The following is a 22,206-nucleotide window of genomic DNA, read 5'->3' on the forward strand; positions in this document are numbered from 1 at the left end:
GAAGTCCACCAAAGGTTTTGGCGGGTCGACCACTGAGCAGAACAGTACTCAGACTCGCCGGTTAGTCACTACTTCGTGTGATTTCGAATCGCGACGGACTTAACCTGGCGCGAAGGTCGGCGAGGGTCTACAGGGCCGGTGACGGGCGCCGCCGGATGTATCGGCCGGCGGCAGGTGTCGATTGCCCCGAGAACGGGTACGCGGCCCACCGTGTTGGAGACCATGGAAACGATCACAGTCCACGACCCGAGGACCGGCGACATCGTCTCGCAGGTTCCCGCGGCCACCGACGAGCAGGTCGACGCCGCGATCACCACGGCACGCGCGGCGGCCGGGGACTGGGCGGCGACCCCTGCGGCCGAGCGTGCCGAGCGCTTACGTGAGGCGGCCGTGGCGGTCGGCGATGCGGCCGCCGAACTCGCCGGCTGGAACGAACGCGAAACGGGCAAGACCGGTGACGATTCGCTGGGTGGCGTGGCCGCCGGCGTATCGACGCTGCTCCAGTACGCCGAACTCGGACCCGTGCATCGGGGCCGGACCCTGCAGGGGCAACGCTCGGCGCTCGACGTGATGGTGCCCGAGCCGCGCGGTGTGGTCGCGGTGCTGACCCCGTGGAACGATCCAGCCGCCGTGGCGGCCGGATTGCTCGGCGCAGCGTTGGTCACCGGAAACACGGTGGTACACAAGCCAAGTGAACGCTGCCCCACCACAGGTCGGCGCTTCGCCGAGATCATCGCCGAGCATCTGCCCGACGGGGTGCTGAGCATCGTCGACGGCGCAGGCGAGGTGGGTGCGCATCTCGCGGCGTCGCCGGAGGTGGATGTGGTTGCGCACGTGGGCAGTACCGCGACCGGCACCGAGATCCGCCGGGCATGTGCGGAGCACGGCACCAAGGTGCTGCTCGAGAACGGCGGCAACGATCCGCTCATCGTCGACTCCGGGGTCGATCCCGCGTGGGCCGCCGAAGAAGCGGCCCTCGGATGCTTCGCGAACGCGGGACAGATCTGCGTGTCGGTGGAGCGGGTGTATGTGACCGCCGACGTCGCCGACGCCTTCATCGACGAGCTGTGCGGGCAGGCGCGCAGGTGGGGCGAACGTATCGGGCCGCTGGTCGACAACCGTCAGCGCGACGCCGTGCACGCGCAGGTCCGCGGCGCCGTGGCGCAAGGCGCGCAGATCCGGACCGGCGGTGTCATCTCCGACGACATCGGCAGCTTCTACCCGCCCACGGTGCTGACCGGCTGCACCCCCGACATGACGATCCTGCGCGAGGAGACGTTCGGGCCGATCGCCCCGGTGCGGGTGGTCGACGACTTCGTCACTGCGCTCGTCGAGGCCGCCGATGACCGATACGGCTTGGCCGCAACCGTTCTCACCGCCGACATGGCGCACGCACAGGAGGCGTGGCGCGCCCTGCCCGTCGGGACGGTGAAGATCAACGCCGTGTTCGGTGGGGCGCCCGGCGGTGCTTCACAGCCACGCGGCGCCAGCGGGACCGGCTTCGGCTTCGGCCCCGAACTCCTCGACGAGATGACCACGGTCAAGGTCGTGCATTACGCGCCGCCCGGGCCGTGAGTTCGCCGCGCGACCGCGGTGGATTCCGACCAAAGACCCTGGTGAGCGCCACTCCGGGGCTTCTACGTTGAATATGTGGCGAACGGCAGGGCGACAGTCGGCAGGGTGACGACGGGACTCCTCGCGTGCGGACCCATGTACGCGTTGCTCTACATCCTCGCCAACGATGCGGTCGCTGCGTCCCGCTACGGCGGGTACAGCCGGACCGATCAGGCGATCAGCGAGTTGTCGGCGACCGGCGCACCGACGCAGCGGTTTCTGCAATGGCTGGTGCCGGTGTTCACCGCGTTGATGATCGGATTCGGTATCGGCGTATGGCGATCCGCCGGCGGCCGAGTCGGGGTCCGCGTCCTCGGTGCGCTGTTCGTGGTGTTCGGAGTCGTCGGGGTCGCCTGGCTGTGGTTTCCGATGAGCAATCGAGACGACATCGGCGCCGGTGCCGGCGATTCGTCGAACGACGCAGGCCATCTGGTGTTGTCGTTGCTCTCGGTCATGCTGATCGCGGCGTGCACGGTACTCGCAGCGGTGTTGTGGCGCAGCTGGTTTCGATGGTTCACCATCGTCGCGGCGGTCGTCGTGTTGGTGGCCGGCGCCTACACGAGCCGGATGGTCCCGATGATCCAGGACGGCGAGAGCACGGTGTGGATGGGGCTGATCGAACGGGTCAGCATCTTCGGATTCTTCGTCTGGGTCGCGGTGCTCGGTCTGTTTCTGATCGCTCGGGCGCCTACGGCGCTTCCCACACCGTCTGTCGTCGGGCCGGCGCGATCGTGAACTCGATCGCCACGAGCACCAGCGCGCCGATCAGTACGATCCAGAACACGACCCAGCCCGTGGGGTAGTGCCAGAACATCAGGAGGAACGCGGCGACGGTCGGCACGGCGATCCGCAACGGAAACCGCGCCTGCCACAACACCTTCTCCACCGTCGAGGGGTCGCGATCGGCACGCCGAGCATCGATCGCGGCGAACCCGCGTCCGACGCGGCTGCGCACCGCGCGCGCCGAGCCCGACCCACCGGCGAAGTATCCGACGAGGGCGAGGACCAACCCCACCACCGCGACTGCACGCAGCGCCAGCCGCATGGGGGCGATGACGGTGTCGAAAATCGCCTGCGCCGCGCCCGGGGACAACACGTCGGCGGGAACGTTGTCGAGGTAGATCATGCGGCCCACCAGAATGGCGATCGCGAGCAGCAGCATCGCGATCACCACCGCGACTCCGGCCACGGCGAGCGTGCGCCATCGTCGGCCGCTGCGGGCAACGCCGACGGCGGCGACGATGGCCAGAATCGCCAGCCAGGGAAGGACATTGGCCACCTTGTCGAGCGCCTTCACCAGGTGCTGGGCGCGGGCGAGTTGCGGGGAGTGCCAGATCACGAATGCCTTGTTGATCACCGGGATTCGGTCGGCAAAGGCGAATCCGTGAGCGAGCAGGCGCTGTTTCACCTGCGTGATGACGGGGCCGAGCTGGATGCTGATGGTTCCGCTGGTGGTGTCGACCTCGACCGCACCGTGCCGGGTTTCACCGGTCACCGCGGCGACCACCGCCTCGTGCGCCTCACGGTTGGCGGTCGTCCAGATGTCCTGGAATTGCGGCGAGGCGACGAATTGCGCCACCGTGCCGTGGATGAACCCTTCGGCCTGCCCGGCCAGCACCGGGGCCAGGCCGATGATGGCTTGGTCGGCGCGTGGACGGTCGGCCGGGGTCAGCTCCGTCAGATTTGTCAGGGCGTCGGTGGTGATCTGCTGGACGTCGACCTGGGCGTTGATGGCATCGACGATCGTCGTCGTCACCTGCTGCTGCACCGCCGGGTCGGCGGCCAGGGGTGCCACTGTCGCCACGTAGTGGTCGGTGTCGAGGATCTGGCTGCGCACATATCGGGTCGTCACCGACAGCAGAGTCAATACGGCGCACAGAATGACCAGCAGAACCACGCCGACGGCACGGCCGCTGATCCGTCTGCGGGGACGTGCTGCCGGCGGGGCCGCGTCGTCGTCGCGGGCCTGCGCTGCCTCGGTGAGTTCGGCGACCCGGACCCGGAGGTGCTCGAGTTCGGTGCGTTCGTCGGCGGTCAGTTCGGGGACTGCGTGGGCGTCGGTCATCGGGGGCTCGCTCTCAACGGTCTCGAGAGACAGACGGGTGCATGCCGTTGACCATGACAGTGCCCGAGTGCGGCGGCATCACCCGATGCGGGCGAACCCGCAGTCGACTCTGCGTGCGGTCCGGCGGTTCGCCTGGGGGCGGTTCGGTGGGGCCGCCTCCCGGCGCGCTCATGGTGCCGACGGATCGGGGCCTGCGGGTAGGTGCAATGCGACGAGTTCGGCCAGTCGGGCGCCGACCTCCTCGACCGGTCGCGTCGACCGCTGCGCCTGGGCGATGACGACCGCTCCCTCGACGGCGGAGAGGATCGTGACCGCCAGGGACTCGGCGATCGCCGGGTCGATGCCCTGTTCGGTGAGCTTGTCGCGAATCCGGTTGCGCCACTGGGCGAAGATCTCGCCTGCCTGACCGGATGCCTTCGGCGCATCCGCGCCCGCCAAAGCCGCAGCGACCACCGGGCAGCCCGCGTCGAAGTCGGTGGCGGTGAGCATGTCGGTCCACATGGTGATGAACGCCGCGATCGGGTCGTCGGTGGCGAGGATCGCCTCGAGTGCGTCGGTGAGCACCTCGCCCGACGCTCGGGTCGCCTCGGCGACCAATTCGGGTTTGCCCTCGGGGAAGTTCAAGTAGATCGACCGTCGGGCCACGCCGCTCTGCGCCAGGATCTCCGAGACCGCCGTGCCGGCGACGCCGCGACGCCGCATCAGTTCGGCAGTCGCGAGCAACAGTTGATCCCGCACCGCCATTGGACGCGCGCCTCCTGGTCTCTAGCTGGGTCGATCAGGGTCTCTAGCCGGGTTGATCAGGGCTGGACGTTACCAGTCTGTCTGCCGTATTGACCGACTATACCAATCGGTCTACCGTCGGGGTGCCGACAACGCGACGCCCGAGACGTGAGGAATGACATGCCCATCGAGACCGACGCCGGATTGACCACTCCACTGACACTGCCGTCGGGTCAGGTTCTGCCGAACCGGCTGATGAAGGCCGCCCTGAGTGAGGGTCTGGCGAATGCGGATGGTGCGCCCGACGAGCGCCTCACACGGCTGTATTCGCGGTGGGCGACCGGTGGTTACGGGCTGATCGTGACCGGCAACGTCATGGTCGACGCCCGCCACCTGGGCGAGCCCGGAAACATCGTCATCACCGACGATCGCCATCTTCGGGAACTGACCGAGTGGGCCCGCACCGTTCAGGATGCGGGATCGCGGATCTGGATGCAGGTCAATCACCCGGGCCGACAAGCCAACCCGCTGGCGAGCACCGAGCATCCGGTCGCGCCCTCACCCATCGCCCTCGCAATTCCGGGCGTCCCGGTGCCGACGGAGCTGTCCGACGACGAGGTGCGCGCAATCATCGCCCGGTTCGCCACCGCGGCCGCCGTCGCCGAAGCCGCCGGATTCGACGGCGTCCAGATCCACGGCGCGCACGGCTATCTGGTGTCGCAGTTCCTGTCTCCGTTGAGCAATCGGCGCAGCGACCGCTGGGGCGGCGACGTCGAGGGGCGCGCACGGTTCCTGCTCGAGATCATCCGGGCGGTCCGCGCCGAGGTTAGCCCGGGCATCGGGGTCGGGGTGAAACTGAATTCGGCCGACTTCCAGCGCGGCGGATTCACCGAGGACGATTCGCGGACCGTGGCCTCGATGGTCGCCGCCGAACAGATCGATCTCATCGAGATCAGCGGCGGCAGTTACGAATCGCCCGCGATGATGGGCCGCGCGCAGGTGTCCTCGCGTACCCGGGCCCGGGAGGCCTACTTCCTGGCCTATGCCGAGACCGTACGGGAACTGGCCGGAGATGTGCCGCTGGCGGTCACGGGTGGTTTCCGGTCCCGTGACGCAATGGTCGACGCCCTGGCCGGCGGAGCCTGCGACATCATCGGCATCGGCCGTCCGGCCGCACTCTCACCCGCCGCGGCCGGTGACGTGGCCGCCGGGCGCGCCGACCGTCTACCGAGTGCCCAACTCGCACTGCCGATTCCGGACCGCGTACGGCGGTCGATTCCGACGATCAAATCCCTGGAGGGTGCCCTCGACCTGCAATGGCACACCGACCAACTGCACCGGATGGGTGACGGGGCCGACCCGGATCCGTTACGTCCGATGTGGCGGACCGCGATCTCGGCGATCCGGCGCAACGGATTCGAGGCGTTCGGCTCGCGCCGCAACGCCTCTGGTTCCGCAAACGGCAAGGCACTGCGGAAGTTCCGGTTCGAGCGTGCCGTCGGCCGACGCATCGCCAACCCGACCGTGTCGCTTCTCGCGCGGGTGGGGATCACCACGACGCTGGCCACCCATCTCGAAACCGTCGGTCGCAAGAGCGGACTGGCACGGACCGTCCCGGTGTCCGCCATGTTCGACGAGACCGGCGCCTGGATCATCAGCCAGCACGGGATGCGCTCAGGGTGGGCGCTGAACATCGCCAGTGATCCCGCCGTCCGCATCCGCACGAGCACCGGGTGGCGTGCGGGCAAGGCGACGGTGATGCGCGACGACGACGTCGTCGCCCGCGCCCGTACCTTCACACCGCACCCGGCCTTCGCCGGGGTGACCGCGATGGCGTTCCGGATGCTGCAGAGCGACCCGGTGTCGGTGCGCATCGATTTCACCGAGTGATCACCGCCTCCGCCTTCGCATCCGCAGAATTCGAGGCGAACACCATGTCACATCGGAAGCCGCCCATTGCCAGCTGATCGCGGAGGCGAGCGCCGGAGCCATCCGGCTGATGAGGCCCATCGAGCCGCGTCTGCGACGAATGATGCCGCCGCGGTTGGTGTTCGGGCAGGAACGCCATGACGTACATCGGCGCCATGTGCGCGCCTCGGGGGCGATGAAGATGTCGATGGCCGGTCATCGTCGTGCGGGATAGCCCGCGGCCGAGATAGAGGCCGGGCGATCTTGATGACCGCCAGCATGTTCAGGTATTCGTTGCCGCTTTGGCCCGACCTGACTCGGCGCCCAAGTCAACTGTCCTGGTCGATGACGCCGGTGGTGACGAGGGGAGTGGTGAAGACGAAGATCACCGCGGGCGCGCAGCGAGAACCTCAACAAGGTCGAGTCGGCCGGGCTCTTCGTCGTGGTCGTCATGAGCGCCCGGTGGTGTCGCGGATCTATTGATCAGCGAGTATACCAATCGGTCTAACGCGAGTGACTATCGCCGCTGCCGCTCGGGGACCTTCGGTGACCGATCCTCACGCATGGACAGAAACCGGAAGCCGAGAGGTGTGACACCCACAACGCTGTTCGTGACGTCGTCAACGCAGAATCTATCGGTGTCCCTGGCTGAGAAGTTGCATACGCTGCTACATGGGCCAAGCTTTTGAGTCATGAACTTCCCATCATCGCGAACTGGCGCGGCCATGACCCGGCGTATCCGCGATCTGCTGCGGACGGAAGTGCTCAGCGGTGCATTTTCCGACGGCCGCCTGCCCAACGAAGAGGAACTGCGCACCGAGTTTGGGGCATCGCGTGCCGTCGTCCGGCGAGCGCTCGACGAGCTGCAGCGTGAGGGGATCGTGACACGTCGGCGGGGCGTCGGCACGGTTGTGGCGCACACCCAGCGCACCATCTCACTGGCCGAGACCCATGGCGTGGTGACGCCCGCCCCCACCGGCGTCTGGTCCGGTGTCATGAGGACGAAGATCCTCGAGTGGGGCAACACGCCGGCTGGCGCGATACTCGGCGCCCGATTCGGCATCGAGCCCGATGAACCGCTGTTGCGCATCGACTATGTCGCCCTCATCGGCGACACGCCTCTGGGAACCGCTTGCAACTACCTGCGCTACCCACAGGCAGAGAGGGTCGCGCCGGACATGTTCGGCGTCGACTGGTACCGGATGCTCGCGATCGCCGGCATTGAGGTCGGCTCTTCCACATTTCTGTTCGAGGCATCTGTTGCTGACATTTACGATGCTGAACTGATCGGAGCCGGGGTCGGTTCGGCAATGTTGATCTCTGAACAGGTGATCCGCGATCCCCACGGCATGATCTTCGATATCGCGTTCACCCGCAATGCGGCAAAGAATGTGCAGTTCTTGTCGCAGTGGCGGAGCGCGGCGGAACCCGGCGCGGTTTCGGCGGAACAGCGGGACCCGCGTCTTTGACCTGCATGTTCGCAGGCCCATGTCGGCGAAACTGCCGCGTTACACCGACGATATGAACTCACAATCACTGGAGCGCCACGATGGCTCGCATGACGATCACAAGCACAGTCGGTTCCGGGCACCGACAAGAGCGTTGGCTGCGGGATATCCTGCGCAGTGACGTGCTCAGCGGGAACCGTCCGGCAGGCAGTCCCCTCCCGCCAGAGAGTGCGATCATGCTCTCCGAGAGGCAGTCTCGTGCGACCGTGCGGGCGGCATTGGGTCTCCTCAGGGACGAAGGTGTTGTTGAGCGAATCCCGGGAACTGGGACTCTTGCTGTTGCTCAACGCTTCTCGCTTCGCCTCACAGAGCTGCATGGTTCAGAGCCGATGGTCGATCGCGGCATCTCGAACCAGGTCTTGGAACAGTCGACCATTCCCATGCCACGTCGTGTTGCCGAAAAATTGGACAGCCCTGTCGGTTCCCCATGTCTGTTGATTGAGTACATCGGCTATCACCACGGGCAGCCCGCCGGTATCTATACGAACTATCTTCGCTATCCCGAGGCGGAGGCGGTGGAAAACATCGAGTTCCGTTCGCACTGGTGGGCCCTCATGGACGATGCCGGCCTCACGGTCGGAGCCACCGAACTGGTCATCGAAAGTATGGCCGCCGACGAAGAACTGGCCGCGGCCCTGCACACCGAGGTCGGCGATCCCATCCTCGGTGTCGAGCAGTTGATTCTCGACGAGACGATGCGTCCCTTCGACTACGCGCTCTTGCGAAACCGCGGAGACCGGATGGCTTTGCTATCACTGGCACTCCGCACGGACCCGGCGGACGAACGATGACCACCTTCCTATGCAGACGACTTGCTTACACCATCCCGATCCTGTTGGGTGTCACGATCATCGTCTTCCTGACTGTGAAGCTGATCCCCGGTGACCCTGTCGCATTGCTCGCCGGCACGGGCGCATCCGAGCAAACGAAGGAAGCGCTCGCGCAGCGACTCGGACTCGATCGCTCTCTCCCGGTCCAGTTCTGGCAGTGGCTGTCTCACGCCATCACCGGCGATCTTGGGATGAGCATCGCGCAGCAGCAGCCGGTGTTCGGCATGGTCATCGATGCGTTCGCGAACACCCTAATCCTGGCAGTGTATGCGACCGTATTGGCGATGGTCCTTGGCTTACTGCTCGGCGGCTTGGGTGCTCTGAGGCCCGACGGAATCGTCGGCAGGGCCGCGTCGGTACTGAGTTCGGTGGGATTGTCCGCACCGCAATACTCGGTCGCCCTGATCCTTATCGTCTACGTGGCACTGACTACCAACGCGTTCCCAGTGTCGGGCATGGCCGATTTCGGAGAGGACCCTGGAGTGCTCGCCACGCTGTGGCATGGGTTCCTGCCGGCGCTGACCGCCGCACTCGTACCTGCAGGCGTGATCGCCCGGACCTTCCGCGCCTCACTGCTCTCGGTGATGTCCATGGAGTTCGTGGAAGCGCTCCGTGCACGTGGTCTTTCGCGGACCAGAGTGCTCGCACATGCCGTCCATAACACCACACCGAGCCTGATCACCATGACCGGCCTACAGATCGGCTACCTGCTCGGTGGCGTCGTGTTTGTGGAGACCATCTTCAACTGGCCAGGCCTGGGACTTCTTCTGTTCCAGTCGATCTCGTCTCGCGATCTACCCGTCACCCAGGCCGGAGTTCTGATCTGCGCCGTTAGTTTTGTCCTGATCAACATCATCGTAGATATGGCGCTTGCAATGATCGATCCCAGAGTGAGGACCTCATGACCAGCATTGCCACCGAGCCCGCCCTCGTACCAGAACGCTCTATCGGACGCCGGATGGCGGCCACCGGGAGCTCGGTCCGATCCCGCCTCCGGTCCGGCAATGCACGACTTTGGGTCTACGGCGGGCTTGCTGCCGCGCTGGTGCTGCTCGGAATCATCGGTCCCTACGTTGTGTCCGATCCGACGCTTGGACAGCTCGATAACCGCATGCTCGGAATCGGCTCGGACGGGCACCTTCTCGGCACCGATGGCCTGGGCCGTGACACACTCGATCGACTGTTAGCCGGAGCGCGACCGAGCATGACCGCCGCGCTGCTGCCAGTCATCGTCGCCGGATTGATCGGGACGGTCCTCGGTGTAACCGCCGGAATGTCTGGCCGTGCCGTCCATTCCGCGATCATGCGTACGCTGGACGTGTTTTACGCCTTTCCTGCCGTTCTACTCGCCATCGCAATCGCGTCGTCGCTAGGCGCAGGTACAACCAGCACCGTCATCTCGCTGGCGATCGTGCTCATTCCGCCCGTCGCCAGGATTGCGGAGACGGAGACCCTGGCGATCGGCGGTATGGATTTCATGGAGACCGCGCGCGTGAGCGGAGCATCGCCGATTTCGGTCGCCTACCGCCACGTACTGCCGAACGTCGCCCCGGCATTGCTGGTGTACTGCACGAGCCTCGTCGGATTGGCTCTCGTGTTCGCCGGCGGAATGTCGTTCCTCGGCCTCGGAGTCGCACCACCCAACCCGGAGTGGGGCCAGATGATCAATGATCAACGCCAGTCACTCTTCTCACACCCGGCCGCCGCTCTGATTCCCGCATTCCTTATCTTCGCCGCGTCGTTCATCTTCAACATGCTCGGCGACGCACTCAGTGACGCTCTCGACATCAGGAGGAAGGGACGATGAACCCACGGCTCGAGGTCTCCGGCCTCACGACAACGTTCGGCGGCGGAGACAGCACGGTACGAGCGGTGCGCGGTGTCTCGTTGTCGGTTGACGCCGGCGCCACGCTGGTCCTGCTTGGCGAGAGCGGCAGCGGCAAGTCCGTCTCGGCGCGTAGCATCCTGCGCCTCTACGGAGAATCCGCACATATCACGGGAACCGTCCGACTTGAAGGCCGCGACCTGTTGACTGCGGAAGAGTCTGAGATGCGCCAGATCCGCGGTCGCACCATCGGCATGGTCCCGCAGGACCCCACCGCCGCCCTCGATCCGCTACGCAGCATCGGCTCCCAGATCAGTGAAGTTCTACGCGTACATCGGATGACTCAGTCCCGCAAAGAAACCCGTCAGCGCTGCGTTGAATTGCTCGGCCTTGTCGGCATCCCGGATCCCGTCCGTGTGATGCGCAGCAGGCCGCATGAGTTGTCGGGCGGCATGCGGCAGCGTGTGGCTATCGCGATCGCGGTGTCGTGCGAGCCGGATCTGCTCATTGCGGATGAACCGACCACTGCGCTCGACGTGACCGTGCAGGCACAGGTGCTTGAATTGTTCGTCGAACTGCAGCAGCGCATGGGTATGTCGCTGCTGATGGTGACACACGACGTCGGCGTCGCCGAAGAACTCGATGGAGACGTAGCCGTGATGTATGCCGGGGTCGTCGTCGAATCAGGCCTGGCGCGGGAGATTCTCACTGAACCTCGCCACCCCTACACCGCTGGCCTACTCGCTTCACTGCCATCACCCGCTGTGCGCCGGGGCCAGCTCACCGTGATTCCCGGTCGACCACCACTCACCGGAGAGGTCGGTACCGGTTGCGCCTTCGCACAACGATGTGGTGATGTCCAGCCGCAGTGCCGGACGGCCGAGCCTGAACTCGTCCCCGTCTTGCCCGGGCGACAGGCAGCGTGCCCGGTGGTCAACGAGACGGCACTTCGTGAAAAGGAACTCAGCGCATGAACACCCGGCCACTGCTTGAAGCTCAAGGAATCAGCAAGACTTTCGGCAACGGCGTGCATGCGGTGGACGGCGTCAACCTCACGGTTTCCGCTGGGGAGAGCCTCGGCATCGTCGGCGAGTCCGGCTGCGGCAAGTCGACGACGATCAAGCTACTACTGCGACTTTTGACACCCGACGAAGGGCACGTACTTTTTGACGGCAACGATATCTCTCGACTGCGTTTCAGGGGTCTCAAGGAGTTTCGGCGGCGCGTCCAGGTGGTCCCACAGAATCCGCAGACCAGCCTCAACCCACGTCTAACCGTGTTCGACTCGCTTGCCTTCAACCTGCGGGCCCATGGGATGTCATCCTCCCGGCGGCGCGCCCAGGTACCGGAGCTGCTCGACCGCGTCGGCCTCGATCCTGTGTATGCCGATCGCTACCCGCACCAGATGTCCGGCGGACAGCTGCAGCGCGCCGCCATCGCTCGCGCGCTCGCCAGTGAGCCGGATATCGTCATCTGCGATGAGGCCGTGAGTGCGCTCGACAAGAGCGTCCAGGCACAGGTGCTCAACCTAATGTCTGACCTGCAGCGCGACCTCCACATCGCCTTCGTCTTCATCAGTCACGATCTTGCCGTGGTGCAACACCTGTCGGATCGGGTCGCAGTGATGTATCTGGGTCGTGTGATCGAAGAAGCGCCGGCAGTGGACCTCTGGACCGACGCACGACATCCGTACACGGTCGCACTCCTGTCCTCCACCCCCGGCCTCGGACGCGACCGCGTCGTACTCAAAGGCGAGCTCCCCAGTCCGACGGAACCGCCGACCGGCTGCGCCTTCCGTACGCGCTGTCCGGTTGCGACCGACGAATGCTCCCGGAATTGGCCGAGTCTCACCGTTCGGGCACAGGGTCACCTCGCTGCTTGCGTGCACACCCGTCCACCTGAGCTCTCAGTGTCCGCCACCGCCTGACGTTCTCAGCTGACCCTCCCGCGCTTCCGATACGGAGCAGCGGCGATGAAACATGCCCGAAAGGAAGGGTTCCATGCCCTACAAACATGCCATCCGGATCGCGATCTCACTGCTCGCGTTCTGTGTGGTGGCAACCGGCTGCGAGAGTCAGGACGCGCACCACGCTGCTGCCGAACACCCAGGAACGTTGCGAATCGCCATGACCGCCTCCGACATACCTTCGCTCGACACATCACTCACCGGCAATCAGGGGTACGAAGGCAGCAGATTCGTGGGAAACTCGCTTTATGAAGGTTTGACCCGTTACGACCTACTCCAATCCTCCAAGATCCCTGGAGTTGTTTCGTCGCTCGCCGAGTCCTGGGAATTGGCGCCGTCGGGAACACAGTGGATCTTCCATCTCCGCAACGGTGTTCACTTCACGGACGGGACTCCGTTCAATGCGGACGCTGTCATCTTCAATTTGGATCGTTACCTGAACCCGCGTGCGCCCCAATACAACGTCTCCGTCGCCGGGCGGGCGGCGCTCTCACTCGCAGGAGTCTCGGGCTATCACGCGGTAGACGAACAGACGGTCGCCATCGACACCAAGGGCGTGTATTCACACCTGCCGGAAGACCTCACCATGGTGTACATCGCAAGTCCGACCGCGATCACCAAATGGGGTGCCGCATTCGGTTCGCATCCAGTCGGCACGGGCCCATTCGTGTTCGACTCGATGCGTCGCGGACAACAGCTCATTCTGCGGGCCAATCCGAACTACTGGCGCGGAGCGCCCAAGCTGCAGAAGTTGGTCCTTATTCCGGTGCCCGACGCGTCATCGCGATTGGCGGCAATTCGCTCACATAGCGTCGACTGGGCTGAAGCGCCTAACCCGGATGACATCAAGTGGCTCGCATCCAACGGGTACGACGTCCTGACGAACTCCTACGACCATGTATGGCCCTGGATCTTCGACGTCCGCAAGAAACCGCTGAGCGACGTTCGTGTCCGCCAGGCACTCAACTTCGCGATCAACCGGAACTCGATCGCCAACCATTTGCTCGCCAGCACAGCTGACCCGGCCGACCAAGTGGCTCCGCGAGCGAGTCTCGCCTACCACGGCAGCAACGACTTCTACGACTACGACCCGGCGAAGGCTCGCCGCCTCCTGGCCGAAGCTGGATACCCGAACGGCTTCTCCATGTCGGTCTCTTACCCGACCAGTGGTTCGGGCAACATGCAGCCGGGTTCGATGAACCAGGCGATGCAGGCAGATCTCGCCAGGATCGGCGTACACGTCAATCTCAAGCCCATCGAATGGGCGGCGATGCTTACCTCCTTCTCAAGCGGCCGAATCCCCGACGAAGCAGATGCCATCAACATTTCACTCACCTTTATTCAAGAGGCTTTCTGGAATTTGTTATTCGCGACCGGTTCGCCGACAAACATCGGCCGCTATTCGAATCCGGACGTCGATGCGCTACTGGCCAAGTCCGCCACAGTTGTCGATCCAGGCGCACGCAGCGCGGTGTATGCACAGGTATCCGGATTGCTCACCCGGGACGCCGCCTGGTTGACCGCGTTCAACGATCGAAATCCCCGCGTACTGAGCCCGGCCGTACGCGGCTTCATCCAGCCCAAATCATGGTTCGTCGACCTCACAACAGTGAGTGTCGTCTAGAGAAAAGAGAGGTAACCGATGGACGATCACACCATCGTCAAGTCCCTGTTGCACATGCATGGACTCGATCCCGCATCCGACGACCTCGACCTGTTGGTCGCGGCTTACGGCCCCAGCCGTCAACGTGTCGAGAAGCTCTACCAGATGCCGGAGGTCCGGTACGAGGAGCCCGCACTGACCTTCGATCCCCGCTACCAGAGGAGCTGAGATGACTACAGTGAGCACGTTGTCGGACGCCGTCCGCGCAATGTCGGACGGCTCGGTTACCAGCGCGGAACTCGTCGAGCACGCCATCGCAGTGGCCGACGCGCATGACGAAGCGACGGGTATGTTCATCACAAGGTTCAGCGACCAAGCCCGTCAGGCCGCCCGCAAGGCCGACGCCGAACGGGCGTCGGGGCAGGCGGTCGGTCCGCTGCATGGGATTCCCTTGGGCGTCAAGGACATCATCACCACAGCGGAGGCTCCGTCCACGGCCCAGAGTCTGATCCTCGACCCGGCCTGGAGCCACGGCGACGCGGTCGTGGTCCAGCGTCTCCGGGCCGCCGGTGCCATCGTCATGGGAAAACTGACGACCATGGAGTTCGCTATCGGAGCGCCGGATTTCAGCAAGCCGTTCCCGATCCCGCGCAACCCATGGAACCTCGAGCATTGGGCCGGCGGATCGAGTTCCGGGTCGGGCAGTTCCGTCGCGGCCGGGGCGGTGCTGGGTGCTCTCGGTACCGACACCGGGGGCAGCATCCGCATCCCCGCGGCATTCTGCGGAATCAGCGGTCTGATGCCCACCTTCGGCCGTGTGCCTAAGTCTGGTTGTGTACCTCTCGGTTACAGTCTCGACCACATCGGACCGATGGCACGCAGCGCCCGCGATTGCGCACTGATGCTCAATGCACTCGCAGGCCGGCACCCGAGCGACCCGACCACGCTCGACGTAGCGGTCGACGACTATGTGACCGGGCTGACCGGCGATCTGACCGGTCTACGGGTCGGCGTGGACCGTCTGGGCCGATTCGCCGGCGATGCCGAAGATCCCTCACTGCCAGCCCTCTGGAACGCGGCGCTTGATGCGCTCGCATCGCAGGGAGCAGAGATTATCGAGATGGAGGTGCCGCACTACGAAGAGATGACGATCGCCGACATGGTGATCATGCTCAGCGAAGCGCTCGCCTACCACCGCGGCGATTTGTCCCAACGGTGGTACGAGTACTTCCAGGCAACCCGGACAACCATCGGCGCAGGCGTCTTCTACGGTGCAGCCGATTATGTGCAGGCGCAACGTTGCCGCCGCGTGGGACAACGCGCGCTGGCTGATGCCTACGAGGACGTTGACGTGATCATTACGCCGACGTGTTCGACTGCGGCACCGTCCTTCTCCGGGGTGAACGGGATGGTCAAGGGTCTGGCGTCGGGCAGCATAGGCGCGATGAACACCGGCTATTGGGATACCACTGGCAACCCCGTTCTGAGCGTACCGATCGGATTCAATGGGTCTGGTCTGCCCATGGCCATGCAGATCGCGGGTCGACCTTTCGACGAGGCAGCGGTGCTACGAGTCGGGGATGCGTACCAGCAATCCACCGACTGGCATCTGCGGACGCCCACGATGCCCGAGGCGATGAGCGAGGTTCCGGCATGACCATCGTTTCCACCAGTACCTCGTCGGTGCTCACCCTTTCCACGGCATCCGATGCACTCGCCGCCGGTGCGATGACCAGTACCGAACTCGTCCAACGATGCATCGATGTCGCGGATCGTCACGATGCCGCAGTTGGTACCTACATCACCCGGTTCACCGAGGAGGCTATGCAAGCCGCCGCTGTCGCCGACGAGGTGCGTGACGCGGGCGGATCGCTGGGGCCGTTGCACGGAATACCGCTGGGCATCAAGGACATCATCACGACCTCGGAGTGTCCGTCGACAGCCCAGAGCCTCGTCCTCGACCCGGCGTGGAGCAACGGGGATGCGGTGGTTGTCCGGAGACTACGAGCAGCCGGCGCGATCATCATGGGAAAGCTGACGACGATGGAGTTCGCATCCGGCCTTCCTGACCACGAGCGTGAGTTCCCCATCCCACGAAACCCGTGGGCCCTCGACCGGTGGCCCGGTGGATCCAGTTCGGGGACCGGGTCCGGTATCGCTACGGGGATGTTTCTGGGTGGACTCGGCACTGATACCGGTGGGAGCATCCGGATTCCCGCAGCGTACTGCGGGATCACCGGCCTGATGCCCACCTACGGCCGGGTCCCCAAATCTGGTTGCGTACCTTTGGGTTACAGCCTCGACCATATCGGGCCGATGGCACGTAGTGCCCGTGACTGCGCGGTCATGCTCGGAGTCCTCGCGGGGCATGATCCCAGCGACGTGACTTGTCTCGACGTTCCGGTCGACGACTATCCGGCAGCCCTCACCGGCGACCTCTCGGGGCTGCGCATCGGAGTGGATCTGAGTAGTGGGTTCGACGCTGTCGACGTCGATCCGGCGCTGGTGCCCGCGATGAGGGCGGCGGTGAACGTCCTCGAGAGTCGGGGCGCAGAGGTCGTCGAGGTGGCCCTGCCCTGCTTCGATGACGTCATTGCTTCGCTGTTGGTCACGAACTCCGGGGAGACTCTCGCGTATCACCGGCCAGACGCCCAAAGCCGGCTCGGTGACTACTCACCGAGCCTGCGCCTGTCGCTCCCTGGTGGATCGATGTACAGCGGCGCGGATTATGTTCAGGCACAGAGATTCCGACGTCTCGCTCACACAGCGGTTGAGACGATGATGTCCGATCTCGATCTCGTCGTCACCCCGACCGCTTTCACCGGGGCACTCGCCCTCGACGGCCTGACCCGCGACCTCTCGTGGTTCACCAAGGTCAACACGCCGTACTGGGATGCCGTCGGCAATCCGGTGATATCCGTTCCGATCGGGTTCACCGCCGACGGTCTACCACTGGCCATGCAAATGGCGGGACGTCCGTTCGCGGAACCGACGGTGTTGCGCGCAGCCGACGCCTATCAGCAAGAAACAGACTGGCACCTCGCCGTGCCGCCGATCAGCACAGGAGAACAACCATGACCACCGCCTTACTCGTCATCGATATGCAGAACGGGTTCGTGCATCCCGAAGGATCGATCCCATTGGCCGGCCGCGGTCTGCCGAATATGGACAAGGTCATCGCGGCGAATGCGGAAGCGATATCGGTCGCCCGCTCCCGCGGAGTCCCGGTGATCTACACCCGCCACTGTTACCGTTCGGACTTCCTGGACATGCCCGCCTTGGTGTCCGGACCGCTGCCGGCAGATCCGCCTCCCCTTGTGCGTGGTAGCTGGGATGCCGACGTGGTCGACGAACTCGCACCCGAACCGGGCGATGTCATCGTCGACAAGAATCGATTCGATGCGTTCCTGTACACCGATCTGGAAGTCGTGCTGCGCGCCAAGGGAATCGAGAATCTAGTGGTCACCGGGGTCGTGACGAGCGTTTGTGTGGAATCGACCGTGCGCTCCGGCCAACAGCGCGACTTCACCATGTTCATCGCGTCGGATGCCACATCGGCTCCCGCCGAACAGCATCAGCCGGCACTTGATGCGATGGCAGCGATTTTCGGGACGGTCGGTCGGGTGGTGGACATGCTCGACCTTGCGATGTCCGAGCGCCCCGAGTCGAAGGCGCTTTTGGCTGGCTGAGTCGTCGGCGTGCGAACGTCGTGCTCCCCGATCTGACGTCGGTCGGGGAGCGCGAACGGCAAATCCTCAACTGGACCGCCGACGACATTCTTCGCCGGGCTTCGTCGCAGGGAACTCGGTCATCGACATCGCACGGCGACCATTGGTCGCCCTTCGCACTCCGCAACACTCTCGCCGGTCGGCGTCGTCGTCGGCGCGGCTAACGTGTTGAATGGAGCGGAGCGAGGTGGAGACCGATCCTGCCGTTTCGGACTTGAAGCCTCAACCGGCGTAGCGAGTTTCAGAACCAGTTCAATGGGGGAACCGCACGCAGGCGAGTTAGAGGAGGCCGATGAGCGGCGCGGTGATGTAACCGAACCAATGCCTGTGGTGTTGGGCATGAACGCCATGTGTGCGGCCTCGGCGACGACGAAGGTTTCGATGGCCAAGCCATCGTTGTGTCGGATCGCCCGCGGAAGAGGGAACTGTACTGGCGTCGATCCGATGTGCCGCCTCGACCGTTCCATCTGCGTTCGATGCATCATGCTGTCGAGGACGGGCACAATTGCGATGAGCGGAACTGCACCCGTACATGATCACGTTCGGCCTGCCGCGCAACTGGCGCAGCTACTCCACGAAGAGCTGATTCGGGCGGCACAGTTGTGGAAGCCCGAGTGCCGATGCTGTGTCGACTCCTGCAAGTGTGAACTGGGTGGCGCTGCTGGCTTCGGGGCGACGAAAGCCCGGCGACAGTCTCGTGAGTTGGGCCGATGCGGGGCAATCGACATGAAGTGGGCAGGATAACATCGGTGGATGGTCGTCGTCCCACAGGTAGTCGAGCCTGGTTCCGCATTGTTTACTTCGGTGAAGTCCCTCGGAGACGAGCATTCAAAGTACCTGGGCCTGCTACCTCACGCCGCCTGGGCTGAGTATGCAGAAGCCGGACACATCTGTGCGATGGTCGATGATGCCGCGCGCGATACGCCTCTTGCCTACGTCGCATACAGGACGCCTAGGAACGAGATCGTCGTTGCCCATCTTGTTGTCCGCTCGGCTGCCAGGGGTTTGGGCCTTGCGCGTTGCCTCATTGACTTTCTTCGCGGCAGCTATCCCGATCGAATGGGAATCTCGCTGAGTTGTCGACGCGACTACCCGGCCCACGCGATGTGGCCCAAGCTAGGATTCGTCGCCCGCGGGGAAAAGCCGGGTCGTGGCAAGGGCCGCCTTCCGCTCACTCGTTGGTGGCTCGATTTCGGCCACCCAACGCTACTCACATGGGATGGCCCTGCTGACTCACTGGTTCCTGTTATGATCGACATGAACATCCTAATCGATCTGACATGCGACAATCCTGGCCCGGTGGAGTGTGGGACGCGTGAGGTGTTCAATTCTCTTCATGATCGCATCGAAGTGATCGTCAGTCCTGAGGCCGCCAATGAGATTGATCGGAACCCAGATGAGATCGCGAGAAGGCGGCTGCGTGGCGCACTTGGGGCATATACCGAAATTTCTGCCAATCAGGACGAATTCGTACGCATAGAAGCGCAATTGGCGGACGAATCCACGTCGAAGCCGAATGAGAGTCGGCAAACGCGCAGCGACCGAATGCATATCGCTTATGCGGCAGTTGCCGGCGTGACCACGGTTGTCACACGCGACGGAGCAGCCCGTCGTCGGCTCGGACCCGTGTCGAAAAGGATGTTTGAAATAAACCTCGTGACCCCAGCTGCACTGAAAGGAATCGTCGATGAGATTGAGAACACTTCGTTGTACTCTCCCGGCCCCCTACTGGGGACCGCCTATCGGCGCGTAGAAGCCGGAGTGAACGACTCCGCGGACGTCGACGCATTTATCGATACCGCAGCTTCAGAGCGGCGTAGCAGCTTTCAAGAATTAAGAGACAGTATCGCCGCGGCTAAACCGCTGTCGACAATGTCCATAGTCTATACTCCTGGCGCGAGGCCATTAGCGTTGGTAGGTATCGATGTCTCGGGTAAACATGCGATAGTCCGGATTGCTCGGATGTATCAGGATCCTCTATCTGTTTCGATGGCGGCGCAGCTAGTCCAGAACATACGCGACTACAGTCGTCTGCATCAGAAGAATGTAATTCGCGTTACCGATATGCATGTCGAGGCGACAATCCGGGAAGCGTTGATATCGGATGGGTTTCGTCAACATGAGACCGGTCTGATAGGGGCAAGTCTCGATGGATATTTGACTCCTCGCCAATTTGAATCGCAAGTCGACGTGATGCTTTCGACGTTAAACGAGCATAGTCACGAGCAGACGCAGTTATCCTGTGCAATTCATAGGATCAACGCACTCGCCGGAGCCGACCGAATTGCTGCCATCGAACACGAACTTCGCCCAATGCGGTATGACTCAGAAGAGCTGCCTACCTGGATGGTTCCAATCAAGCCACAGTTCTCCACCGACTTGTTCGGATACCCGGACCAACTATTCGAGCGTCCCTCCAACCTCGGATTGAGCAGGGAACATGTCTACTACAAGGCTCGGCCACACGGCGAAAGTCCGCCTGGCCGAATCATCTGGTACGCCAGCGGGGGCAGTGGTGAAGCGTTTGCATGTAGTTCGCTCATCGAATGCGTCGACGACACGCCGCAGAAGCTTCACCGGCGATTTCGCAGGCTTGGAGTCTACACGTATGAGCAGGTATGCCAGACTAGCAATAATGACGTGGCCCGAGCGCTTCGAGTTGCGGACACGGTCGTGTTTCCCCATCCCGTGGGGCTGCGGCGCCTCCGCCAACTTGGGAAAGCGATGGGACAGCAATTGCCGGCGCAGTCATCGGTAAGGTTGGTGCCGGAGGTTGCCGCGTCGATCATCAGGGAGGGCCAGTTTGGGATCGAGTGAAAGTACGCATCGCGGGCTAATGATGTTGTCAGTCCATCCACGACACGTGCGAAACATTGTCAATGGTAAGAAAACCATCGAACTCCGCAAGACGAGGCCAAATGTACTTCCGGGACAGCCAGTTGTGATTTATGAGACATTTCCAATGTCTGCGGTGGTGGCGACATGTCGAGTGGCAAGGATCGTGGTCGTTGACGTGGCTGACTTACAACACTCAGTCCTGAAGGATGCTTGCGTGTCAGCAGCGGAGATTGAACGGTATTTTCGCGGTCGAGACACTGCCTATCTGATACACCTCGAAGAGGTGCGTGTCTTGCGCGATCCCGTTCGGCTAAATGACATCCGAAGGAACCGAGCATTCGCACCGCCCCAGACCTGGCACTTTCTGGACCGAACAGCCGTTGAACGTATGCTCTTTGAGCACCCGTCGAAGGAGTCGATCACTTCGCTCTTGGGTTATTCCGCTTGAGAGGGGCATGGATCGGTGCAAGGGAACAGATGCTCGTATCCATCACCCACGGTTCAGGCATCTCCGTCGATCACCTCGAAAGGGGCCTCGTCTCGGGGGCGCAGTTCTGCGTCGCTGATCGATCCGCGCAGCATCTGTAGTGCATGCTTCCGTGTGAGTTTCGCGTCTTCGTAGCCGCGCACCACGGCGGCGGCGAGTCGCGGGGACAGCCGCGGAGCGACGAGAAGGTCTGCGCGATAAGGGATTCCGACTGCTGTGAAGTCACTGGTGACGGGAAGGTCGCGGGCAAGCGACACTCGCTCGCGTTCGTCGATCAATCCGATGTTCTTGAGTTGGTTGACGGTCGCGGTCCACGACACGCGGTACGTGCCGGCGATGCGGATGGCGCGTCGGCGTGGGCTGTCATGTGGATGCTCACTCCACAGCTTCGCCGCGCCCTCCCGGGGAATCAGGAAATGGATCGCAACCGATTTGACCATCGTCTCGGAATCGGAATTGTGTGCGTCGTACGCATCGCCGACCAGCCAGTGCGCCAACTCGTGGCTGGCGGTCACCCGTTTGCGCCCCGGTCGCTGCTCGGCGTTGATCACCGTAGCGGCCACCGCACTTTTGCCGTCACCGTCGACGATTACGCATGCCCCATCGGCGGATTCGCCGTAGTTGCCCACGAACACGTACATCCCGAGCTCCTCGCAGGCCGACAGAATGTCGATGACGGGCTCGTTGCCGACGCCAATTCTCTTGCGCGCCTCGTGCGCAACCTGCTCGGCATCCTCATGGCGACTGGGTACCGACGACTCGGGACGCTGGACCGTGGAGATCAACTCTTTGCGCATCAGCGATCGGATGTCGTCGGCCAGCAACTCGATTGCCTCATCCATGTGCGCCGTGACGTCGGGGTCGAATCCGGCGTCGGTGCGGCGGCTGATCGCGGCAGGAACCTCATCCATGACGAACCACTGCAGAGGCTTGCCAAGCGCCTCGGCGATGGCGAACATCTCGGTGGCCGAGACACGTCGGGTTCCCGACTCCATCTTGCTCACCGTTATGTGGTCGGCCTGGTCCAACGCGGCGGCGAGTTGCGCCTGCGACATGCCGGCAGCGACACGCGCCTCCGCAATTCGCCTGCCGAGTGCCTTCGCATCCATGT

The 22,206-nt window shown here is 63.6% G+C and carries 19 protein-coding genes; 16 read left to right on the top strand and 3 right to left on the bottom strand.

Annotation, left to right across the window (positions count from 1 at the left end):
* Positions 1 to 222 precede the first annotated feature (222 nt).
* Both ACPXB3_RS10850 and ACPXB3_RS10855 read left to right on the top strand, forming a co-directional pair.
* Positions 223 to 1,575, top strand: coding sequence for an aldehyde dehydrogenase family protein (locus tag ACPXB3_RS10850; protein WP_425705655.1), 1,353 nt, complete (start codon positions 223 to 225; stop codon positions 1,573 to 1,575).
* A gap of 105 nt (positions 1,576 to 1,680) precedes the next feature.
* The gene (locus ACPXB3_RS10855) at positions 1,681 to 2,349 is read left to right on the top strand and encodes a DUF998 domain-containing protein (RefSeq protein ID WP_425727584.1); all 669 of its coding nucleotides are present in this window, start codon (positions 1,681 to 1,683) and stop codon (positions 2,347 to 2,349) included.
* Here the strand turns inward: ACPXB3_RS10855 and ACPXB3_RS10860 are convergent.
* Positions 2,303 to 3,679, bottom strand: a complete 1,377-nt coding sequence (locus ACPXB3_RS10860; protein ID WP_425727585.1) for a hypothetical protein — start codon at positions 3,677 to 3,679, stop codon at positions 2,303 to 2,305. The genes ACPXB3_RS10855 and ACPXB3_RS10860 overlap by 47 nt on opposite strands.
* A 168-nt stretch (positions 3,680 to 3,847) precedes the next feature.
* The gene (locus ACPXB3_RS10865; RefSeq protein WP_425727586.1) at positions 3,848 to 4,423 is read right to left on the bottom strand and encodes a TetR/AcrR family transcriptional regulator; all 576 of its coding nucleotides are present in this window, start codon (positions 4,421 to 4,423) and stop codon (positions 3,848 to 3,850) included.
* 159 nt (positions 4,424 to 4,582) lie between these two features.
* Between ACPXB3_RS10865 and ACPXB3_RS10870 the strand changes: the two genes are divergently transcribed.
* The 14 genes from ACPXB3_RS10870 (at position 4,583) to ACPXB3_RS10935 (ending at position 21,056) form a co-directional block, all read left to right on the top strand.
* On the top strand, positions 4,583 to 6,292 hold the full coding sequence (locus ACPXB3_RS10870) for a nitroreductase family deazaflavin-dependent oxidoreductase (RefSeq protein WP_425727587.1): 1,710 nt from the start codon (positions 4,583 to 4,585) through the stop codon (positions 6,290 to 6,292).
* Between the two features lie 710 nt (positions 6,293 to 7,002).
* Complete coding sequence (locus ACPXB3_RS10875) at positions 7,003 to 7,779, top strand: GntR family transcriptional regulator (RefSeq protein ID WP_425727588.1); 777 nt, start codon at positions 7,003 to 7,005, stop codon at positions 7,777 to 7,779.
* Positions 7,780 to 7,868: 89 nt separating this feature from the next.
* Positions 7,869 to 8,609, top strand: a complete 741-nt coding sequence (locus ACPXB3_RS10880) for a GntR family transcriptional regulator (protein ID WP_425727589.1) — start codon at positions 7,869 to 7,871, stop codon at positions 8,607 to 8,609.
* Entirely contained in the window at positions 8,606 to 9,553 is a 948-nt protein-coding gene (locus ACPXB3_RS10885) for an ABC transporter permease (protein WP_425727590.1), read from the top strand. Before ACPXB3_RS10880 ends, ACPXB3_RS10885 begins: the two co-directional genes overlap by 4 nt.
* Positions 9,554 to 9,606: 53 nt before the next feature.
* The gene (locus ACPXB3_RS10890) at positions 9,607 to 10,455 is read left to right on the top strand and encodes an ABC transporter permease (protein WP_425727591.1); all 849 of its coding nucleotides are present in this window, start codon (positions 9,607 to 9,609) and stop codon (positions 10,453 to 10,455) included.
* The gene (locus ACPXB3_RS10895) at positions 10,452 to 11,447 is read left to right on the top strand and encodes an ABC transporter ATP-binding protein (protein ID WP_425727592.1); all 996 of its coding nucleotides are present in this window, start codon (positions 10,452 to 10,454) and stop codon (positions 11,445 to 11,447) included. The genes ACPXB3_RS10890 and ACPXB3_RS10895 overlap by 4 nt, the downstream gene beginning before the upstream one ends.
* The gene (locus ACPXB3_RS10900; RefSeq protein WP_425727593.1) at positions 11,444 to 12,400 is read left to right on the top strand and encodes an ABC transporter ATP-binding protein; all 957 of its coding nucleotides are present in this window, start codon (positions 11,444 to 11,446) and stop codon (positions 12,398 to 12,400) included. The genes ACPXB3_RS10895 and ACPXB3_RS10900 overlap by 4 nt, the downstream gene beginning before the upstream one ends.
* 73 nt (positions 12,401 to 12,473) lie before the next feature.
* Positions 12,474 to 14,063: an ABC transporter substrate-binding protein gene (locus ACPXB3_RS10905; protein ID WP_425727594.1), complete on the top strand. Its 1,590-nt coding sequence runs from the start codon at positions 12,474 to 12,476 to the stop codon at positions 14,061 to 14,063.
* 18 nt (positions 14,064 to 14,081) lie between these two features.
* Entirely contained in the window at positions 14,082 to 14,270 is a 189-nt protein-coding gene (locus ACPXB3_RS10910) for a hypothetical protein (protein WP_425727595.1), read from the top strand.
* 1 nt (position 14,271) lies between these two features.
* A complete protein-coding gene (locus ACPXB3_RS10915; protein WP_425727596.1) occupies positions 14,272 to 15,699 on the top strand; it encodes an amidase in 1,428 nt (475 codons plus the stop codon).
* Positions 15,696 to 17,120 (top strand): amidase, encoded by a 1,425-nt coding sequence (locus tag ACPXB3_RS10920; RefSeq protein WP_425727597.1) that lies wholly within the window; start codon positions 15,696 to 15,698, stop codon positions 17,118 to 17,120. Before ACPXB3_RS10915 ends, ACPXB3_RS10920 begins: the two co-directional genes overlap by 4 nt.
* The gene (locus ACPXB3_RS10925) at positions 17,117 to 17,731 is read left to right on the top strand and encodes a cysteine hydrolase family protein (protein WP_425727598.1); all 615 of its coding nucleotides are present in this window, start codon (positions 17,117 to 17,119) and stop codon (positions 17,729 to 17,731) included. The genes ACPXB3_RS10920 and ACPXB3_RS10925 overlap by 4 nt, the downstream gene beginning before the upstream one ends.
* 792 nt (positions 17,732 to 18,523) lie before the next feature.
* Positions 18,524 to 20,587, top strand: a complete 2,064-nt coding sequence (locus tag ACPXB3_RS10930) for a GNAT family N-acetyltransferase (protein WP_425727599.1) — start codon at positions 18,524 to 18,526, stop codon at positions 20,585 to 20,587.
* Between the two features lie 22 nt (positions 20,588 to 20,609).
* A complete protein-coding gene (locus tag ACPXB3_RS10935) occupies positions 20,610 to 21,056 on the top strand; it encodes an ASCH domain-containing protein (RefSeq protein ID WP_425727697.1) in 447 nt (148 codons plus the stop codon).
* Between the two features lie 53 nt (positions 21,057 to 21,109).
* Here the strand turns inward: ACPXB3_RS10935 and ACPXB3_RS10940 are convergent, their stop codons facing one another.
* On the bottom strand, positions 21,110 to 22,204 hold the full coding sequence (locus tag ACPXB3_RS10940; protein WP_425727600.1) for a helix-turn-helix domain-containing protein: 1,095 nt from the start codon (positions 22,202 to 22,204) through the stop codon (positions 21,110 to 21,112).
* Positions 22,205 to 22,206: the final 2 nt, after the last annotated feature.

It is taken from the genome of Gordonia sp. DT219, from assembly GCF_049847065.1.
GTDB lineage: Bacteria > Actinomycetota > Actinomycetes > Mycobacteriales > Mycobacteriaceae > Gordonia.

What these genes read in the sequence shown, in the direction of transcription:
- ACPXB3_RS10890 (WP_425727591.1), top strand. Translation starts at nt 9,607, where the DNA reads ATGGCGGCCACCGGGAGCTCGGTCCGATCCCGCCTCCGGTCCGGCAAT.
- ACPXB3_RS10880 (WP_425727589.1), top strand. Translation starts at nt 7,869, where the DNA reads ATGACGATCACAAGCACAGTCGGTTCCGGGCACCGACAAGAGCGTTGG.
- ACPXB3_RS10870 (WP_425727587.1), top strand. Translation starts at nt 4,583, where the DNA reads ATGCCCATCGAGACCGACGCCGGATTGACCACTCCACTGACACTGCCG.
- ACPXB3_RS10865 (WP_425727586.1), bottom strand. Translation starts at nt 4,423, where the DNA reads ATGGCGGTGCGGGATCAACTGTTGCTCGCGACTGCCGAACTGATGCGG.
- ACPXB3_RS10940 (WP_425727600.1), bottom strand. Translation starts at nt 22,204, where the DNA reads ATGGATGCGAAGGCACTCGGCAGGCGAATTGCGGAGGCGCGTGTCGCT.
- ACPXB3_RS10915 (WP_425727596.1), top strand. Translation starts at nt 14,272, where the DNA reads ATGACTACAGTGAGCACGTTGTCGGACGCCGTCCGCGCAATGTCGGAC.
- ACPXB3_RS10850 (WP_425705655.1), top strand. Translation starts at nt 223, where the DNA reads ATGGAAACGATCACAGTCCACGACCCGAGGACCGGCGACATCGTCTCG.
- ACPXB3_RS10930 (WP_425727599.1), top strand. Translation starts at nt 18,524, where the DNA reads ATGGTCGTCGTCCCACAGGTAGTCGAGCCTGGTTCCGCATTGTTTACT.
- ACPXB3_RS10860 (WP_425727585.1), bottom strand. Translation starts at nt 3,679, where the DNA reads ATGACCGACGCCCACGCAGTCCCCGAACTGACCGCCGACGAACGCACC.
- ACPXB3_RS10910 (WP_425727595.1), top strand. Translation starts at nt 14,082, where the DNA reads ATGGACGATCACACCATCGTCAAGTCCCTGTTGCACATGCATGGACTC.
- ACPXB3_RS10900 (WP_425727593.1), top strand. Translation starts at nt 11,444, where the DNA reads ATGAACACCCGGCCACTGCTTGAAGCTCAAGGAATCAGCAAGACTTTC.
- ACPXB3_RS10875 (WP_425727588.1), top strand. Translation starts at nt 7,003, where the DNA reads ATGAACTTCCCATCATCGCGAACTGGCGCGGCCATGACCCGGCGTATC.
- ACPXB3_RS10935 (WP_425727697.1), top strand. Translation starts at nt 20,610, where the DNA reads ATGTTGTCAGTCCATCCACGACACGTGCGAAACATTGTCAATGGTAAG.
- ACPXB3_RS10905 (WP_425727594.1), top strand. Translation starts at nt 12,474, where the DNA reads ATGCCCTACAAACATGCCATCCGGATCGCGATCTCACTGCTCGCGTTC.
- ACPXB3_RS10920 (WP_425727597.1), top strand. Translation starts at nt 15,696, where the DNA reads ATGACCATCGTTTCCACCAGTACCTCGTCGGTGCTCACCCTTTCCACG.
- ACPXB3_RS10885 (WP_425727590.1), top strand. Translation starts at nt 8,606, where the DNA reads ATGACCACCTTCCTATGCAGACGACTTGCTTACACCATCCCGATCCTG.
- ACPXB3_RS10925 (WP_425727598.1), top strand. Translation starts at nt 17,117, where the DNA reads ATGACCACCGCCTTACTCGTCATCGATATGCAGAACGGGTTCGTGCAT.
- ACPXB3_RS10895 (WP_425727592.1), top strand. Translation starts at nt 10,452, where the DNA reads ATGAACCCACGGCTCGAGGTCTCCGGCCTCACGACAACGTTCGGCGGC.